General features: G+C 61.7%; 17 protein-coding genes and 1 other RNA gene. 14 read left to right on the forward strand and 4 right to left on the reverse strand.

The window, feature by feature from the left end; genetic code table 11:
- Positions 1–472: 472 nt before the first annotated feature.
- Positions 473–910, forward strand: a complete 438-nt coding sequence (locus tag RZS28_RS00775) for a dihydrofolate reductase (RefSeq protein ID WP_407339328.1) — start codon at positions 473–475, stop codon at positions 908–910.
- Between the two features lie 6 nt (positions 911–916).
- On the opposite strand, the gene ybgC is transcribed toward RZS28_RS00775, so the two are convergent.
- From ybgC to RZS28_RS00790, 3 genes are all read right to left on the reverse strand, one after another.
- The gene (ybgC, locus tag RZS28_RS00780) at positions 917–1,381 is read right to left on the reverse strand and encodes a tol-pal system-associated acyl-CoA thioesterase (protein ID WP_407339329.1); all 465 of its coding nucleotides are present in this window, start codon (positions 1,379–1,381) and stop codon (positions 917–919) included.
- A 34-nt stretch (positions 1,382–1,415) separates the two neighbouring features.
- On the reverse strand, positions 1,416–1,736 hold the full coding sequence (locus tag RZS28_RS00785) for a 2Fe-2S iron-sulfur cluster-binding protein (protein WP_407339330.1): 321 nt from the start codon (positions 1,734–1,736) through the stop codon (positions 1,416–1,418).
- Positions 1,737–1,967: 231 nt separating this feature from the next.
- The gene (locus RZS28_RS00790; protein ID WP_407339331.1) at positions 1,968–2,378 is read right to left on the reverse strand and encodes an Hpt domain-containing protein; all 411 of its coding nucleotides are present in this window, start codon (positions 2,376–2,378) and stop codon (positions 1,968–1,970) included.
- Between the two features lie 532 nt (positions 2,379–2,910).
- Between RZS28_RS00790 and RZS28_RS00795 the strand changes: the two genes are divergently transcribed.
- From RZS28_RS00795 to RZS28_RS00805, 3 genes are all read left to right on the forward strand, one after another.
- Entirely contained in the window at positions 2,911–8,385 is a 5,475-nt protein-coding gene (locus RZS28_RS00795) for a hypothetical protein (protein WP_407339332.1), read from the forward strand.
- Between the two features lie 161 nt (positions 8,386–8,546).
- Complete coding sequence (locus tag RZS28_RS00800; protein WP_407339333.1) at positions 8,547–8,846, forward strand: hypothetical protein; 300 nt, start codon at positions 8,547–8,549, stop codon at positions 8,844–8,846.
- Positions 8,847–9,406: 560 nt separating this feature from the next.
- On the forward strand, positions 9,407–9,844 hold the full coding sequence (locus RZS28_RS00805) for a hypothetical protein (protein WP_407339334.1): 438 nt from the start codon (positions 9,407–9,409) through the stop codon (positions 9,842–9,844).
- A 27-nt stretch (positions 9,845–9,871) separates the two neighbouring features.
- Here the strand turns inward: RZS28_RS00805 and rnpB are convergent.
- Positions 9,872–10,273: RNase P RNA component class A (gene rnpB / locus RZS28_RS00810), an RNA gene on the reverse strand.
- A 191-nt stretch (positions 10,274–10,464) separates the two neighbouring features.
- On the opposite strand from rnpB, the gene RZS28_RS00815 reads away from it, so the two are divergent.
- From RZS28_RS00815 to RZS28_RS00860, 10 genes are all read left to right on the forward strand, one after another.
- Complete coding sequence (locus tag RZS28_RS00815) at positions 10,465–10,791, forward strand: hypothetical protein (protein ID WP_407339335.1); 327 nt, start codon at positions 10,465–10,467, stop codon at positions 10,789–10,791.
- 12 nt (positions 10,792–10,803) lie between these two features.
- Positions 10,804–11,550: an N-acetylmuramoyl-L-alanine amidase gene (locus RZS28_RS00820; protein ID WP_407339336.1), complete on the forward strand. Its 747-nt coding sequence runs from the start codon at positions 10,804–10,806 to the stop codon at positions 11,548–11,550.
- A gap of 194 nt (positions 11,551–11,744) precedes the next feature.
- Positions 11,745–11,999, forward strand: coding sequence for a hypothetical protein (locus RZS28_RS00825; RefSeq protein ID WP_407339337.1), 255 nt, complete (start codon positions 11,745–11,747; stop codon positions 11,997–11,999).
- A gap of 510 nt (positions 12,000–12,509) precedes the next feature.
- Positions 12,510–12,752, forward strand: a complete 243-nt coding sequence (locus tag RZS28_RS00830; RefSeq protein ID WP_407339338.1) for a hypothetical protein — start codon at positions 12,510–12,512, stop codon at positions 12,750–12,752.
- Positions 12,749–12,988 (forward strand): hypothetical protein, encoded by a 240-nt coding sequence (locus RZS28_RS00835; RefSeq protein WP_407339339.1) that lies wholly within the window; start codon positions 12,749–12,751, stop codon positions 12,986–12,988. Before RZS28_RS00830 ends, RZS28_RS00835 begins: the two co-directional genes overlap by 4 nt.
- Positions 12,985–13,533: a hypothetical protein gene (locus RZS28_RS00840; protein ID WP_407339340.1), complete on the forward strand. Its 549-nt coding sequence runs from the start codon at positions 12,985–12,987 to the stop codon at positions 13,531–13,533. The genes RZS28_RS00835 and RZS28_RS00840 overlap by 4 nt, the downstream gene beginning before the upstream one ends.
- Before the next feature lie 47 nt (positions 13,534–13,580).
- On the forward strand, positions 13,581–14,780 hold the full coding sequence (locus RZS28_RS00845; protein ID WP_407339341.1) for an AAA family ATPase: 1,200 nt from the start codon (positions 13,581–13,583) through the stop codon (positions 14,778–14,780).
- A 4-nt stretch (positions 14,781–14,784) separates the two neighbouring features.
- Positions 14,785–15,324 carry a hypothetical protein gene (locus RZS28_RS00850; RefSeq protein ID WP_407339342.1) on the forward strand — a complete coding sequence of 180 codons (540 nt, stop codon included), beginning with the start codon at positions 14,785–14,787 and terminating at the stop codon, positions 15,322–15,324.
- Positions 15,317–16,384 (forward strand): terminase large subunit domain-containing protein, encoded by a 1,068-nt coding sequence (locus tag RZS28_RS00855; protein WP_407339343.1) that lies wholly within the window; start codon positions 15,317–15,319, stop codon positions 16,382–16,384. The genes RZS28_RS00850 and RZS28_RS00855 overlap by 8 nt, the downstream gene beginning before the upstream one ends.
- Positions 16,320–16,568: a hypothetical protein gene (locus RZS28_RS00860; protein WP_407339344.1), complete on the forward strand. Its 249-nt coding sequence runs from the start codon at positions 16,320–16,322 to the stop codon at positions 16,566–16,568. Before RZS28_RS00855 ends, RZS28_RS00860 begins: the two co-directional genes overlap by 65 nt.
- Positions 16,569–16,697 lie beyond the last annotated feature (129 nt).

Below are 16,697 nucleotides of genomic sequence, written 5' to 3' on the forward strand. Positions count from 1 at the left end.
GAAATCGGTCATTTCTGGGGCTACGCGCACGCCTGCCGCCTCAGCAGGTTCTCTTGATGGCCCCATTCCCGCTCTAGGAAATCTACAGGGCCTAGACCTTGCGACCTTTGTTGCTACCGGCCCGGCCGGACGCAACAAAATCCGTTCCGGCGCGCTGTCTGAACGCCGCTCAAGACTTTAGCCTTGATTGAGGTTAACGTCGCGTTAAATCCAACATCCTCATTTTGCTAATGATTGTTCCGTAATGCGTCGCAAATATGTTGTGTAGGCGTTTTATCTAACCAACCCGGCTTAAAAGCTCTAGCGTTGTATTAGGTATTTGCTAAATTCGCGAAAATAAGGACAAGGCCAAGCTAGGTTTTCACCTTCACTCTGACAAAAATGGGGCTTTCTATTCCCGTGTGACGACTCGGGAGCAGCTCGTCGGCTCCAAGTGGCTGGGATTCTCGCGTTGCTCATCCCAAGGAAGGCAATGACTAAAATCGTAGCGGTCGCCGCCGTAGGACAAAATGGCGTCATTGGGCTCAACGGGCGGCTTCCATGGCCGGCGCAAGACGGCGAGATTCCGCTATTCCAGGAGGTCACGCTAGGCGGCGCGCTCATCGTGGGCGCGAGAACAATCGCAAGCCTGCCGAAACGCCTTGATCTCGGCGACCGCAGGCTTTGGACATGGTATGGCTATAAGGAAGGTCACGAAGGTCCAATTGCGCTGATCGAACGCGTCGCTCGATGCGATCCCGGGCGTACAATTTTCATCTGCGGCGGCGGCGCGACCTATGCCGCATTCGCAAAATACACGAACGAACTCATCATCACGCGGGTCAATTACAGCGGGCCAGGCGACAAGTGGTTTCCCTGGGCCGAATTCGCCGCATTGCGGGCGCAGTCGGCAGGCGCCAGCCGGACGTGAGCCGCCTCACTCGCCTCCTTGCGCCAGCCCCTTGAGCTTGGCCAGGACCTCCGCCGGAATGCGTATCGCGCGTCCGCCAGCGACGACCGCGATCCGGACCCTCGCCCTCACGAGCGGCTCGCTCTCGCGCAGAATCGCCTGCGCCATATCAATCGAGGCGCCGCCAATCGCGTGCGTACTTGTCTCGACGCGCAGGACATCGTCCATGAGCGCGGGCTTTACAAAATCAAGCGTCATGCTGCGCACCACGAAGCTAAAGCCTCCGGCGCCGCCATTGGCGAAGATCGCCCTGTGATGAATGCCGAGCGCGCGTAGAAATTCAGTCCGGCCGCGCTCCAGGAAACGCAGATAGGAGGCGTGATAGACGACGCCGGAAAAGTCCGTGTCCTCGTAATAGACGCGAACGCCGAAGCGGTGCGGCTCGGACGAGCCGACGAGGGCGCTTGCATCTTCCTCGAAACCGCGCGGCATGGGGACCGGCTTTGCTCGACTTTCCCGCGACGCCCTAGCCCTGCCGTTCCGGCGTGACGACGATTAGCCCGTCCAGTTCCTCGGTCACCTTGATCTGGCAACTGAGCCGCGAGTTCGGTTGAACTTTATAGGCGAAGTCCAGCATGTCCTCCTCCTTGTCGGACGGTTTGCCGGTCAAGCCGACCCAGGCCTCGTCAACGTAGACATGGCAGGTTGCGCAAGCGCAGCCGCCGCCGCACTCGGCCGTAATCTCGGGCACCGCATTGCGAATGGCGCTTTCCATGACCGTCGAGCCAGGCTCCACCTCGACGGTTCGGGCTTCGCCAAACGAGTCTATGAAAGTAATTTTGGCCATGGATGTCGCTTGGCTCTCTTAAACGCAAGGGTTCCGCAAACGCGGCCAAAGCCCCTGCTCTTGTGCTGGGCTTTAGAACGCGGACCACACATGGCCGAAGTTCGAAGATCCTGCAAGAGTCCAGGAAAGATTATTGGAAGTGGCGAAAGCGAGACGCCTCTCGGCGCAGTTTCCCCTCGCTCCGCCAATTTGGGCCCGCGCAACGGCGGCGAATGGAGAGGCGATATTCGCTTATGTCTGCTCTTTGAATGTCTGCTCTTCGAAGGATCGCTTGGCCAAGGACTGATTAATTTCGTCAGCAGCTTCTGCCACAGCCGCCGCGAGGTCTTTCAACGCCTCATCGGCGCCCCGGCCGGAATCCGCCAAGAGCGCTTCGTAGACATCGCAAGCCGACCCGACTCGGATCGCCCCGATCGCCCGCGCCGAGCCTTTCAGCAGATGCGCGAAATCGGCTTTTTCCCGATCCGCCATTGGCTGAGAACCGCGCAAACGCTGCAAAACGACCTCGGCTTGGGCGCGGAAAACGCACAAAAGCTCGAATTCGAGCCCAACGTCGCCAAAGGTCTGCCGCGCGAGATAGTCCCAATCGAGCGCCAAATGCTTCGCTTCGCTTCCTTCACAGGAGATTCGGTCGTCATTCACGTCGAAATCGTCCCTTATGACCGCTAGCTCCAACCGCCGGCTTTGACGCCGTCTCTATGGCGTCCAGGCTGCTGGCGCAGAGCTTGCCTTGCGGATTTTCTGGCGGGATGGGGCAGTCTGCCGTAAACGCTCGATTTGGCCTCTGCTGGAAGGACCAAAATCAAGACCGTGTAACCGGCCAATTCTTGATAGATTGTTGCAGATTTCCGAACCAGGGCGAGCAGGACTCGGCTACAAATCGCACTTAGACTTTGATAATACGCGAACATGAAACGCCCGAGGACAAGATCCCGACGGAAAGACAGGCCCGGAAAAGGAATTGGACGTGAGCTCGATCGGCCGCCGATCCAGTTAAACCGGATAACGGTTATGGCTGCGTTAACGATGTTTTAAAAACAATGCGGCGCTCGGGTTTGAATCCTTTCATTCAAGCTGTAAAGTAAGATTTGGTTAACGGTTCCGCTTGCGGCCGCACCATGTGTACTCGCGCCGAGCTTCGACCTGGGCGCGAACGAGTTTCAAGAGGCATCCGATGGCGAGTTCCAGGAAGACTCAAGATCCCGCGGCGGCGGCGCTTTTAGCCATCGAAGAGGCGCTGAACCTGAGGGGCGTCGACCAAGCCGACGAAAATACGGAAGGATCGGCCGCGGTTTCAGCCGGCGCAAGACATCCCGAGACCACGAAACGCGGGGCCGAAACGACGCCGCCGGAGCCCCAGAAAAAGCCGCGCGACGCGGCGCGGACGCCTCTGATCGACGAAGATCTATTGTTCGGCCCGGCGCGCGCCGGCAGCGCGGCGCGAAGCAGCGCGCGGACGGCCGCGCTCGCGTCGGCCGTGCAACCCGCCAATGACGATCGCCATTCCGTCGGCGAGATCCTCCGCGCCTTCCAGGCCCGCACCAGCCGGACCCCGACAATCCTAGCGGCGGTCTGTTCAGGCCTCTGGGTCATCCTCACCCTCGGCTATCTCCTCGCCAATCGAGAGATCCTTTTCAGCCTGCCGACAGGGTCCCTCCTGCCGCCTGCGACGCTTTATATTCTGACGATCGTGGGACCCGTGGTCTTTTTCTTCGTCACGGCGATGATGGTTCGCCGGGCTCAGGAAATGCGGCAGACCGCCCGCTCCATGACCGAAGTCGCGATCCGCCTGGCGGAGCCGGAGACGATCGCCACCGAACAAATGGTGACCCTGTCGCAAGCCATTCGCCGCGAGGTCGCGTCAATGGGAGACGGCATCGAGCGGGCGCTCGCGCGCGCCGGCGAGCTCGAAACCCTGGTTCGCTCCGAAGTCTCGAATTTGGAGCGGTCCTACTCCGACAATGAGCGCCGCGTCCGCGCGCTCATCGACGAACTGGCTTCCGAGCGCGAATCCATTCTCGCCAACGCCGATCGCGTGCGCGGCGCGATTTCCGTAGCGCAGGACACAGTTTCGCGCGATCTCGACGCCGCCTCCTCCCGTTTCGCCGAAAGCGTCGGCGAAGCCGCCGGCCGCGTCACCGCCTCTCTCGGCTCGAAAGGCGAAGAGATCAAATCCGCCCTCAATCGCGGCCGCGACGATCTCGTCGGTCAGCTATCCCTCCATGGGAGCGAACTCGTCAGCCGACTGACGCAAGCCGGCGACAACGCCAAGACCAATCTCGCCGCGGCGAGCGACGGCATAGCGCAGACGCTCGTGGACCGCCTCGCCGATATCGACGATCGGGTCAAGACCGCCCGTGAAATCCTCGCCGCCGACCTCGGCATGCGCAGCGACGCGCTCGTCGAACGGCTCGACGCCAGCGGGACCCTGATCGCGGACATGATTTCCTCCCGCGGCGAAAACCTGGCGATCAGGCTGGCCGAAACCGGCGATCGGCTGCATGAGGTCGTCGCGGTTCAGGGCAACGCGTTGCATGACAATTTGGCGGAGCTGAGCGAACGTTTCGGAGGCCTGATCGAGGATCGCACGCTAGCGGCGCGCGACGCCTTCGATCTCTCGACCCGAAACGCCATCACGCTCTACGAGGAAGGCCACGAGAGGCTGCATTCACAGTTCGAAACCCACAGCGGCGCGCTCCAGCAGCGCTTCGCCGCGACCGCCGAAGAAACCGCAGCCGCCCTCACCAGCCATACCGACGCATTGCATGAACGCGTCGCCGAGTCGCTTGCGGAAACGCTCAAAGCTTTGACGAGCCATTCCGAAGAGCTGCATCAGCATTTGGATTCAACCGCGCAGGACACGGTCGAGGCCTTCACCAGCCATACCCACGCGCTTGATGAACATCTCGGCGCCGTTCTCCACGACACCGTGACGGCGCTGACCGATCACTCCGATCACATGACCGAGCGCCTGGAGGCGACCGCGCAGCGCTCCGTCTCGGCCTTTACCAACCACGCCGAAGCGTTGCAGTCGCGGCTCTCCGGGGCGCTGAGCGAAACCCTCGGCGCTCTCACGAGCCATTCGGACCAAATGAGCGAACGGCTGGAAACCACGGCGCAACACTCCGTCACCGCCTTTACCGGCCACACAGAGGCGTTGCACGATCGCCTGAATGCGACTCTCAGCGAAACCCTCGGCGCCCTCACGAGCCATTCAGATCAGATGAGCGAACGTCTGGAGACGACCGCGGAGCGCTCAGTCGCCACGTTCACCAGCCATACCGAAGCGCTGCAATCGCGGCTCGCAGCGACGCTTGGCGAAACTCTCGGCGCTCTCGCCGACCATGCCGACCACATCAGCGAACGCCTGGAGACGACCGCGCAACGCTCCGTCACGGCCTTCACCGGACATACCGAGGCGCTGCAATCACGGCTCGAGTCGACGCTCAACGAAACCCTCGGCGCTCTCACGAGCCATTCGGATCAAATGAGCGAGCGGCTGGAGTCGACGGCCCATTCCGTGGCGGTCTTCACCGATCGCACCGAGGCGCTGCACGAGCGCCTCAATTCAACGGTCAGCGAAACTCTCGGCGCTCTGTCCGATCATTCCGAACAGATGCGGGCGCGTCTGGACGCAACCGCTCAGCAGTCCGTCACGGCGGTCTCCAGCCAAGCCGAGGCGCTTCAATCACGTCTGACGGCGACCGCGAACGATGTTCTCGGCGCTCTCGCCAACCATTCGGATCAAGTCCGCGAGCGTCTCGAAACGACCGCGCAGGGCTCCGTCAGCGCCTTCGCCGCCCATGCCGAAGCGCTGCAATCGCGGCTGGCCGCGACGCTCAGCGAAACCCTTGGCTCTCTCACGAGCCATGCGGACCAGATGAGCGAGCGTCTCGAAGCGACCGCTCAGCGCTCCGTCTCGGCCTTCACCGGCCAAACCGAATCGCTGCACGAGCGCCTGAACGCAACGGTCAACGAAACGCTCGGCGCCCTCACGAGCCATTCTGACCATATGAGCGGGCGCCTCGAAGCCACCGCGCAACATTCGATCGCCGCGCTTTCCGGCCACGCCGAAGCGCTGCAATCGCGTCTCGCCTCGGCGCTCGGCGAGACGGTCGGCCTGCTCTCCGGCTATTCGGAGCAGATGAGCGAACGCCTGGAGGCCACTGGCCGCGACTCGGCGGCCGCCTTTGGCGGGCATGCCGAAGCCTTGCGCGAGCAGCTCGCCGCCATTCTGGGCGAAGCTTTTGGCGCGCTCTCGAGCCAGGCAAATGAGATCAGCGAGCGGCTCGCGGCGAGGGCGCAGGAAGCGGTCGCGGCCTTTGCCGACCACGCCGGCGCGCTTCAGGAGAGCTTCGACGCCACCGCCCAACAGGCGATCGCGTCGATCGGCTATCACGCCAATGACCTCAACGACCGCTTCGCGGAAACCGCCAACGAGTCGATCAACGCAATCGCAACCCATGGCGATCGGATCAACGAATCCCTCTCGGATCGCCTCCTGGCGTTCGAAGACACTTTCATCGGGCATGGCGGCGCGTTCGCCAACTCCATCGGCGAGCAGGCCGAACGGTTCACAGCCACCCTCGCCGATCGTCTCGGCGCGATCGAGACCACGCTCACGGTGCAGGGCGGCGACCTCACCGACAGACTTGCCTTGCGCGCGAGAGAGACCGCCGAGGCTTTGGAAACGCAGATCGACGCCTTTGAGACGCGCGCCTCCACAAGGACGCAGCAGATCAACGACACGCTTGAGACTCTCGTCACCCGCGTCGATCAAGAACTCGATACGCGCGCCAAGACGCTCAACGACAGTTTGAGCGAGCGCGCCGTCGACATCGCCAACGCGCTCGGCGACGGCGGCCGAAACGTCATCCACGCCCTCGACGAGAAGGCTCAGGAAATCGGCTCCATACTCACGACGCGGTCGAGCGCGCTCGCCGAAACGCTCGCGGCCAAGGCGGACGAAATCAACGCGACGCTGGGCGAACAGGCGACCGCAATCGCCGGCACGCTTGACGGGCGCATAACGCAATTCGAAGAGCGCGTCGTCGGTCGCCTCGACGCCGTGTCTGGCGAGCTCGACGAACGCGGAAGAACCGTCGCCGACAATATTGCCGCTCGGACAAGCGAGATTGACCAAACGCTCGGCCGTCACGCCGCCAATATCAACGCGGCGCTCGATCGCGAATCCGGTCAGCTCGGCGGATTGCTCGCCGGCCGCGCGGACGAGATCAAGGGCACTGTCTCGCAGGCGGTCGAGGACCTCGACACGACGCTGGCGCTGCGCGCCGAACAGATCGGCGAGTCGCTCGTCGCGCGAGTCAATGACCTCAGCATCGCTCTGGCGAGCCGACTTGCGGAGCTCGACGGCGCGCTCAACGGACGTGGGCAGCAATTGCAGGTCGCGCTGGCGGAACGTTCGGGCGATTTGCACGAGCTTTTCGAGACGCGAGGACAACGCCTTGTCGAGCAGCTGTCGGCGCGCGGCGGCGAGATCGTCCAGGAAATGACGAATATCGGCGAGATCGTCACGCAAACAATCGAAGGCCGGGGGAACGCCATCGTTCAACACCTTGGTCAAAAGCAAAGCGAACTCACCGCGGCCATCGAGCAATCATCGGCGCAATTGCGCTCCGCCGTCGAATCTGGCGCAGCGGTCTCCGTCGCATCGCTCGTCGAGGCCAATGCGCAGCTCCGGACCGGGATGTCGGACGTCATCGACCGCCTCGCCAACAGCAGCGCGTCTCTGCAAAACGCGATTACCGCCGCCGGGGCCAATTTCACGGCAGTGGAGCATTCATTGAGCGACCGAATGGATGATTTCCGGGCGCTACTCGAAAACATCACCAATGAAGTCGAGCAATTCAATCAAAGCGCCGGCCATACGCTCGGCGAAGCTGGCGGCCTCGCCCAGGCGATCGCCAGTCACCGGGATAGTCTCGCGGCTTCGGCCGGCGAACTTTCTCGGTCGCAAGGCGAGCTGAACCAAATGCTCGACGCGCGGCAAAATTCGCTCGGCGCGCTGCTGCGGGACGTCAAGGACCGCCGGGACGACTTCGAAAACGTGATGGTTTCCTTCGCCTCACTCGTCGCGGAGTCTTTCGACAAGGCCGAGACGAAAGCGCGCGACCTTGTCTCCATCCTGGCCGACACATCGGAATCGGCCGGAGGAGCGATCGATCAGCAATTCGCCGAGATCCGCACGAATATCGCGCAGGAACGCGAGCGCGTGACGGCCGCGCTGCGGGCGGCGAGCGCCCAGGCCAGCGCCGAGCTCGACGCCGTCTTCGGGCAGACGACGGAGCGCTTCCATACCGCTGCTTCCGAGCTGCGCGACATGTCGCGCAAGATCCAGCATGAGCTCGAAGCGACCCGCGAAGCCTTGCGCGCCAACACAGCCGACTTGCCGCAAGAAACAGCGCAGCAGGCGGCGGCGATGCGGCGTCGTGGCCGACCAGATCAAGGCGCTCGAAGAATTGAGCGAGATCGTGACCCGCTCCGGGCGCGCGTTCGATGTCCTCCCCGCGCAGGCGGCGCCGAGCGCGTCGCACCCACGCCGCGCCGCGTCGAAGCCGCCTCGTTCGCCCGAGCCCGCGCGGGCTGCGGAACCCGCCTCAGCCAGATCAACGACGCCCGCGCGACGTAGCGCGACCGGCCGCCAGCGGTCCCGCGCCGCAGCGCGGCGGATGGCTGTCGGATCTTCTGGCGCGCGCATCGAGCGAAGAAACAGGCGAGGCCCCGGCGACCGCCGCCAAAGTCCCCCAGCCCACGCAATCCCTCGAACCGCTGTCCCTTGACGTCGCCCGGATGATCGACCACGACGCAGCGGCCGAGGCCTGGGACCGCTATCGCCGCGGCGAAGCCAATGCCTTCTCGCGACGGATCTATGTCGGCCGAGGCCCGCAGACGTTCGAGGAGGTCCGCCGCCGCTATCGGCTTGATCCGGAGTTCCACGCGACCGTCGACCGCTACGTGCAAGAGTTCGAACGGCTCTTGGCTGAAGTCCGCCGGGACCAACAGGACGACGCCGCGACGCAGACCTATCTCACCTCCGAAACCGGGAAGGTCTACACGATGCTCGCCCATGCCGCAGGGCGCCTGGGCTGAGCGCAGCAAACTGGCGTGCGCCAATGAATATGGCGCTCGCCGCCAGCCGTTTGCCGTAGAAAAAAATCGCTCAACTTTTTTCAAAATCGTGACTTGCTGGGGGCGCGACTGCTCGCGGTTGGCTGTCGACCATTCTGCCTTTGGTCTTCGCAGGGCGACCTAGCGACCGAGCTTGATTGCAACCGGATTCGACGCCCCGCTCCCTATCTCTTGGGCGCATACGTCTCTCGAACGACGCCAAAGGATCAGGTCCGAGGACCCTCGCCCCGCTGAGGCTCATTTAGTCCAGTTTCGGTCATTAATGTAATGATCAAGCTGATCAAGCCAAGAGCTCATATCTTGGCCTGACCCTGGACCAGAATAGACCCCTCCATGGTCATAAGGCGGCCATATAATATTGTATACTTGCTCAACGTCTCTTGATTTCGTAGATCTCGACCGAAAGTAAGTTTATGCAAGAGAAGTTTTTGGCCGCCTAGGCGCCAGATCGCTTGCCGTTGCTCCGGCCGATCCACTTATCGACCCTCGCCTGAGACGATTTGACGGAAACGATCCGTAAGATGACTATGATCGATGAACGTCGGATTATAGAAATTCTTTCTGCATCGAGCCAGCTTCTGCAGCAGAAGGATTGGGACAAATACGCTATGGCGCGAGACAAAAATGGCGTCGCCTGTGATCTAAACAATCGAAATGCGTCGTTTTATTGCCTATCCGGCGCGCTCGTAACGACATGGCGCATGCTGGATCCGGCAAATGAAGATTTCTATTTCAAATATTTTGAACGAATGTTTTCCGAGGTCCTGATCGAGAAATACAATTACGACCGAACACTCACGCAATGGAACGACAATGTCGCGAGATCCCGAGAGGATATCGTGCAATTGATCCATTCCGTAATTGGTTCAATTCGCGCCCCGGTCCCGCCTGAATCCGGATCTTGCGAGCAAGACAGTAACTTCCCAACTCGGCGCCATTTGAGCGGCGCAGCGCCGTAGGCGCATCGTCCCGGATCTCGTCGCGAAAACGCCAGCCGGCCTGTAAGCCGGGTTCTGTATGGCGCACGAGGTTCCCGTGCGCGTGACGGCCATTCCTCTGGGACGGCCGTTGCCGGCCGCCTCGAGCAACCAACCCGGGCGACGATCCGGAGACGGACCTGAGGCCGTCCTCCCAAAGGAATGAACGCCCCGCGTCGCCCCTATTCGGTCTTGCTCCCGGTGGGGCTTGCCATGCCGCTCATGTCGCCATGCGCGCGGTGCGCTCTTACCGCACCATTTCACCCTTGCCTCTCGGCCGGAGCCGCAAGGCGGTTTTTTTTCTGTGGCGCTTTCCCTGGGGTCGCCCCCGCCGGACGTTATCCGGCACCGTGTCTCCGTGGAGCCCGGACTTTCCTCCGCATCTTTGGCGGCGGCCATCCGGCCGGCTGGCGCTTGGGACATAAGCGCGAAGCGTCAAACCGTCAATCGCTTGTTCATCGAATAGCAATTAATGCTGTGCCTCAAATAACGCCGGAATGGAAATTCACGCCAAAGAACGAGTTCAGGCTTGACCCGGCGCGTGGCTTGTTGTGTTTGGGCCGACGGGGTCGAGCGAACCGGAAACGCTTGGGACAAGGCACATGTATAAGACTCTTCCTTTCGCGGCGCTCGTCGTTGCGTCTTTGGCGCTGGCCGGCTGCGGCTATACGCCTGAACAGCGCGCGCCGCGGCGCGGCTCTCGGCGGCGCGACCGGCGCGGCCCTGGGCGCAGCCACCGGCGGAGGCGTCGGCGCGGCGCTCGCCGGCGGCGCTCTCGGCGCGGCGACAGGCGCGATCGTCGGCGCCAATACGCGGCCCCGCCGCCGCCTGCCTATTACCCGGCGCCTCCGCCGCCGCCCCCGCGTTGCGCCCGTTGGGGCTATGACCCCTATGGCAATCCCGTCTGCGTGGGCTATTACGGCTATTGAAAATTACCGCTGTTGAAACCTGACACATCTATAGCCGCGACGATCGAGCCCTCGCCAAACCATGGCGAGCGCAGCGGCCGAGCGCCTGACGCGATCATCCTTCATTACACCGGAATAGCGACGGGCGAGGCCGCCTTGCGGCGGCTGTGCGACTCCGCCGCGCAGGTTTCCGCGCATTATCTCGTTTTCGAGGACGGAAGCCTGTTCCAGCTCGTGCCAGAGGCGCGCCGCGCCTGGCATGCGGGCATCGGCTATTGGGCCGGCGAGCGCGACATGAACACCGTTTCGATCGGGATCGAAATCGCAAACGCTGGCCATCTCGCCGGCGCGCCGCCTTATCCATCAAAACAGATCGAGGCGGTGATCGCGCTTTGCCAGGACATTATTTCAAGGCATGCGATCAGGCCGCAGCGGGTGCTCGGACATTCCGATCTCGCGCCCGACCGCAAGATCGATCCCGGCGAATATTTCCCCTGGGAGCGTTTGGCCAAGGCCGGCGTCGGCCATTACGTCGCCCCCTGCCCGATCGAGGACGGTCCGCGCATTGATCGCGGCGCGCATGGGCGTGAGGTTGAATCGCTGCAATCCATGCTCGCGATCTACGGCTATGGGCTGAACATCACCGGCCTTTATGGGAGCAAGACGCAAGCGGTCGTAACCGCCTTCCAGCGCCATTTCAGGCCGGAGCTGGTCGATGGAATAGCCGACGTCTCGACGATCGAGACGCTGCGCAAGGTGATCGCGGCGCAGCCGAAATAGGGCTGCTGTGGTCTGAAATCGCAAATCGCCATTCATCTCTTGGCGGCGAGTTTGGCGAGCGGATCGACCCTGTCAAGGACGCGAGCTTTGCTCGCGCCGGCGAAGCCGGTGCTCCGCATCCTTGACAGAGTCGACTCCGCCTCGCCTATCATGTCGGCCGTGAGATGAATGGCGGATCAGTCAAGGGGCGCATCATGACGTTCGCCGGAAAACATCGGTGCTTTCGGCCGGAATGGGCGGCTATGGACTACGTCCATCTTTGGGCGGGCAGAACCGTTCAGGACATTAATGGCGACAAGAAAAAGGTGACCGTCAATCTCGCCTCAAAATTAGTCGCAATAGAGCTTGGGATTCCTGGGGAAAATTTCCACGCCGTTTGCGACGCCATTCGAAAACTTTACCCTGATTGGCTCAAGGAAATGAAGTTGGCAAAAGTGCCGGGCGTTTAGCCAAGACGCTCGCTCGACGAGCCTTCTATCTGTTGTGCGTTGTTTCAACAGATAGGCAGCCACGCCATGCAAGAAATTGTGGTCAACCCCGCATATCGCGGCGTCACCGACGTCGCAATCTACACGGGCGAATCAACTTGGACGATTAGGAACCATATTCGGCAAAGGCACTATCGCGCCAAAAAGTGCGGTCGCCGCGTCCTTGTTGAGATGGCGACGGTTGACGCTTACCTCGCATCCCTCCCCGACGCAAAATATGCGCCGCTTCGTGAACGGCGCGCCTCGTCGAAGATCGAGGAGACTCGCTTGATCGATGGCCGAGATAACAGAAGGGGAGCCCCCGGCGGGAGGCTCCCCTGAATTGGTGTCTTCGTTTCCCGGCGATGACACGTTCAGAAATACGGCGCCACTCTTAGAAATTCAAGCCAAATATCTTGCCCGGCGCTTCGGCGTTCGGCCTGATCACGCGCGGCTGATTGCTGGGCTCGCCTTCCCGAATCGGAGGGCGGCATGAGCCTCACCATCGATGCAAGTTCCATCACCTGCCGCTCGATGCGCACCGAGATTTTGCGGGAGGCCATCGCCCGCGAGATTATGCGAATCGGCCTGCTCGGGACACGCGCCCATGTAGCGCTCATGGACGCCGACGATGCGCTCGCCCTTGAATGCTTGCGCGAACATTGGCGGGCGACGCGCGTAACCCTCGCGCCCATGGCCGCCGAACTCGGCAAGCTGGCGGGGGGCGGCCGATGACGGATCGCCCTGTCTTTCCAACCGCCGCGTTGACGCCGGACTGTGTCCATCTTTGGGAAATCGTTGGGTTGAGGACGCCGAAGTTCTCCGTCGACATCGTTTTTGCCGATGGATCGCGCGTCGAAGTGTTCTCGACTTTCGATATTACAGAAGCTTGGCCGGAGGCGCGGCGGCTCGAAAAAGGGCTCGGCCTGGCGCTCGCAGTCGCTCTCCCAACGTATGGGAGGCGTTCATGAGCAAGGCGACGCCTCCGCTTCTCTTGATCGGCGAAGGTCGCAAGCCGAGGCTCCGGCGAGCCCCTACGCCGCGTCCGAAGGAACTCTCCCTGCATATGTCGGTCGCGAAGCTCTTGCGCGACCACGCTCGACCAGAATGGCAATGGTGCCATGTTCCGAACGGCGAGCTCCGCGACAAGCGGACCGCGGCCAAACTCAAAAATATGGGCGCAAAAGCCGGGTGGCCGGATTTCATTCTCGTGCCGCCGATCGGACAGCTACATTGCCTCGAACTCAAGAGGATCGGCGAAGACCTCTCGGACGCACAAGACGATTTCAGAATGTGGTGCATTCGATCTGGCGTGCCCCATGTTGTCGCCTACAGCCTCGACGAAGTTTTGATCGCATTCGATGTCTGGGGATGCCTATCGATCGAGATTACGAAGCGCGGGCCGGGGAACCCTACCGGCGCAAATCAGCATACCAAGGTTGAGCCTGAACAAGTTGGAATTGTTGACAATGTAAACGATTCCTATCCAGAGCGCCCAACAGGCAATTCAGCGTAAGCCGGCCTCCGCACTCTACAGAAACATGCGGCGGAAGGCGGTGCGGGATGAACGGGCCGCTCGATCCTGCTGAAATAGATCGGCTTTCGAGCCTCGGTGAGCCCACCGCCTGGAGTAACGGGCAGGCCGCGCCGCCGAAGCCGGTGCAAATTCGGCTTAAGACGCTTGCGGAATTTTGCCAAGAATATGTCGCGCTCGCCTATGCTGTAGAGCCCGTCGTTCGCGCCTCTTCGCTTTACACACTTACCGCAAGAACGGGGCATGGAAAGACAGCGTTCCTTGTCGCCGCAACTCTCGCCATTGCAACCGGCCGCCCGGATATTCTCGGGCTCGAAGTCACGCAAGGCCGCGTCGCCTTCCTGACTTTCGAAAATCCTGACGACGTGCGTATGCGCTTCATGATCGCGGCCTATGCGCTCAACATCGACCTTGAGCCAGAGGACGGCACTGGCGACGTTCCCGCCGGCATTGTGGCGGACACCAAAGGCTTGACGCCCCAGCGGGCTCGGCTGGCCCGTTTTTCGGCATGGATCGCGAGTGTCGAGGCTGACTTGGCCAAGCTCCAATCCGGCAGGGATAACCTGGTCGTGCAGATCGACCGCGCCCTTTGCGCCAGGGCTGGAGTCGCTGAAGATGTTTCCGCAGGAGCGAAGTCGATCCTCGACCGCATCCGCGCTGGAGTCGAATGGTCGTTGAGCGGCGTCGTCACTCCTGGCGCGATTGATCGAGCAGCCGAGGTTGCGGCCGCCGCCCAGCAGATCGCCGTAGCTGAAAAGGCATTGGCGGACATTAATGCCGAGATCGCTGGCACAGAAGCCTTGCTAGCGACGCTCAGCGCCCGCAAGCCGCGTTTCGCCGCAGCGGCGGTCCGTGAGGCTGCGCAGGGCCTCTATGCCGACTACCTCACCACGCAAGACAACTTGCGCGAGATCATGACGCAAATTGGCGCTTTGGACGCCGCACTTCGCTGTCCACGTCCCGGCCGTCTTGTGGCCGTGCTGCCGGATCTCGCCGGATCAAGCGGCCTCGACGAGCTTCCGGTTGCCGCGGTCAAGTCGGAGATCGACGCTGCTGCCAAGGTGTGGGCAGCCTTCGCGCGCGCGCTCGCGCAAGACCCACGTGCGCCGGCGGACATGCTTGATTTCCCGCCGCATGACCCGAAGGCCAAGGACGATTTGGTCTATGACCGGCTGCATCCAATCGAGCGGCGCATCGTCGATCTTGAATTCGCAAAGAAAGGAAACTGAAGCGATGCAACTTCACGCCGTCAAAACCGCGCCTACGCCCATCAACATAAAGGCCGCTCTGCACCGTGACGCTGTTTGGCGGCATGTCGAGAACCATGTCAGCGACGAGACGAAGGCGAGCTACTTGCTCGGCCCGGCGAAGGTCGCGGATCTTGCGAACGCGGCGGCCGATGAAAGCCGAACTGTTATCGATTATCTCGCTATCGTGCGGTCGATCTTGATGAATGCGCTCGACAGTGCGGCGCAGCGCGGCAAACCCTATGAAATCGAGCGCATTTCCGGTCGCATGGTCGAGGTGTTGCGCGAAATCGGGCGCATAACGGGCGAAGTTAGCCAGTTCGCCGCTGCGACGATCAACATCACCAATAACACCCAGATACTGAATTCCGCTCCATTCATGGATCTCCAGAGCGGCCTTTTGCAGATATGCGCTCGCCATCCCGAGGCCCGCGCGGACATCATCGCACTATTTCGAGACCTCGACGCGCGCCACTCCGCGCCAGCAGCGAAATTGATCGATGCGCGGGAGGTCGAGAATGTCTGAGCTGGGCAGATCGATCTTTGGCCGCCTCGCGCAAGCGATCGGTGACGATTGGAGCGCAAAGGCGCGGCCTGAACAATTGCCGCCGCCTGGCAACTGGTCGCATTGGCTGATCCTCGCCGGGCGTGGGTTTGGCAAGACTAGGACCGGCGCGGAATATGGGAGGTCGATAGCCGAGGCCGGCGTCTCCCGCATCGCCTTGGTCGGCCCTACTGCGGCGGACGTCCGCGACACCATGGTCGAAGGCGAGAGCGGAATCCTGAGCATTTGCCCAGACTGGAGCCGCCCGACCTATGAGCCATCGAAGCGTCGGCTGACTTGGCCCAACGGAACGATCGCCACCATGTTTTCGTCTGAGGAGCCGGAGCGTCTTCGCGGGCCTCAACATCATGTCGCATGGTGTGACGAGCTCGCGGCATGGAGCAATGTCGGGGAGACCTGGGACATGTTGTTGTTCGGGCTTCGCCTCGGCGCGCACCCGCGCACAACGATCACCACGACGCCGAAGCCGATCAAGATTCTGAAGGAACTTGTTGCGCGCAACGGGCAAGATGTAGTTGTGACACGCGGGTCTACATATGACAACCGGGCGAACCTGGCGCCGGCGTTTTTCTCGCAAATTGTTCGAAGATATGAGAACACGCGGCTCGGCCGGCAAGAGCTCAACGCTGAGATCCTGGAGGACATCGAAGGCGCATTGTGGTCGCGGAGTTCGATCGAATTAGGCCGAGTCTCGAGAGACTACTTCCTCGACTTCCAGCGCATTGTGGTCGCGATCGATCCTGCGGTGAGTGTTGGCGAAGATAGCGATGAGACGGGAATCATAGTTGCGGGGATTGACTATGAAGGCGAGGGCTATGTGCTCGAGGATCTCTCCGGTCGATATTCGCCGACAGAATGGGCGACGAAGGCGATCGGCGCATTTCGCCGGCATCGGGCGGATAGGATCGTCGCCGAGAAAAAACCAAGGCGGCGCCATGGTCGAGAACACGATAAGGATGGTCGATCCGAATGCTCCGATCCGGCTTGTTCACGCCAGCCGCGGCAAGATCGTCAGAGCTGAGCCCGTGAGCGCGCTTTACGAGCAAGGCCGAGTGCACCACGTCGGCATGTTTGCAGAGCTTGAAGACCAGTTGTGCTCATTCGCGCCGGGCTCGGCGAAATCACCCGATCGGCTTGACGCACTGGTCTATGCAATTTCGGATCTTATGGTCGCTCGCGCGGCGCCCCAACTCTTATTTGCCTGAGGGATGGAAATAGACAGGACGAAACCGCCGCCAAGTAATGTTGCCGCCCGCGAAACCCGCCGCAAGCAGGGTCGAGGAATTTAAGCTCCGGCATGGCATTGGGCCGGTGTCAGAGGAATTTAAGGCCCG

The organism is Methylocapsa polymorpha, from assembly GCF_045689225.1.
GTDB classification, from domain to species: domain Bacteria; phylum Pseudomonadota; class Alphaproteobacteria; order Rhizobiales; family Beijerinckiaceae; genus Methylocapsa; species Methylocapsa polymorpha.